Raw genomic sequence first — 990 nt, forward strand, 5'->3', positions numbered from 1 at the left:
AGATAGTGAAATTAAAACATCCCATGAGACATTGGTGACACGCCCTAATGAAACACCAAAACACGTACCAAATACGCATTATGAGACAAAGAAAAAACGTGGCTTATTTGGCCGTGTGCTGAATGCTGTCTTTGATAATGACTAAGGGAGAGAGATCATGCCGAAACTGAAAGACATTGCCCTAGGCATTATTGTGGCCCCGCTGTTGATCCCGATCATGCTGATCGCATCGTACCAGGATAAAAAGGAGCTGAAAAAAGAGCTGCATAAACGCCAAAAAGAAAAAGACCAGGCATCCTGATTATTCAATTGAGCTAATCAAAATCGTGAAACATTGATTAAATAATAGGCGTGGAACGTGAAAAATCATAAAAAAAGCCCGAACAGGGATGTTCGGGCTATCAACTAGGAACTACAGCGTTGAATTTTCAAGAGAATTATAAAGCATTTCGTATAAGGTGTATTATGTTAATTGTAGAAAATCTTAATTAAAGTGAAATATATAGCTCAAATCATAGAATGTAATGAGGATCTCGAATTTATTCTAAAAATTAAGATTCGTAATGAAATTCTAGAGGTATTTAGTTCTTCAATACCCTCATTTATTGATCTCAAAAAAAATTACCTTATAGCTTTAGAAGCTACTATTCTTGATGATTACATTATTGAAGAAGTGAATTGTCCCCATCAAGTTAAGCAAATAGATAATAGTCTAAGATATGAAATTATTGGACATTTAAAAGAAGGAAAGCTAGATAGTAATGGCTTAATTTTTGAAGATTATATTTTAAATAGAGATTTTTTTTACTTAGATAACACTACAGTAAAATGGACTGTAGACAGAATTAATGCCACTTTTGATGACAGTAATTGAGTTTATTTAACATAATAGAGCTTATACGAAATGCATTTATAAATAGTTTTATATTTCAAAAAGTTATGCTATAAAAAATTGGGACGCAAAACTTAAAAAACCGACTTGGAAACAAG

General features: G+C 32.3%; 2 protein-coding genes. Both read left to right on the plus strand.

Going from position 1 to position 990, the window contains the following annotated elements; all coding sequences use genetic code 11:
* Positions 1-157: 157 nt before the first annotated feature.
* The gene (locus RR876_RS16570) at positions 158-301 is read left to right on the plus strand and encodes a hypothetical protein (protein ID WP_171406656.1); all 144 of its coding nucleotides are present in this window, start codon (positions 158-160) and stop codon (positions 299-301) included.
* A gap of 192 nt (positions 302-493) precedes the next feature.
* Positions 494-874, plus strand: coding sequence for a hypothetical protein (locus RR876_RS16575; protein WP_151829633.1), 381 nt, complete (start codon positions 494-496; stop codon positions 872-874).
* Positions 875-990 lie beyond the last annotated feature (116 nt).

Origin of the sequence: Acinetobacter sp. (genome assembly GCF_036666595.1) — a bacterium.
Classification (GTDB): Bacteria; Pseudomonadota; Gammaproteobacteria; order Pseudomonadales; family Moraxellaceae; genus Acinetobacter.

What these genes read in the sequence shown, in the direction of transcription:
- RR876_RS16570 (WP_171406656.1), top strand. Translation starts at nt 158, where the DNA reads ATGCCGAAACTGAAAGACATTGCCCTAGGCATTATTGTGGCCCCGCTG.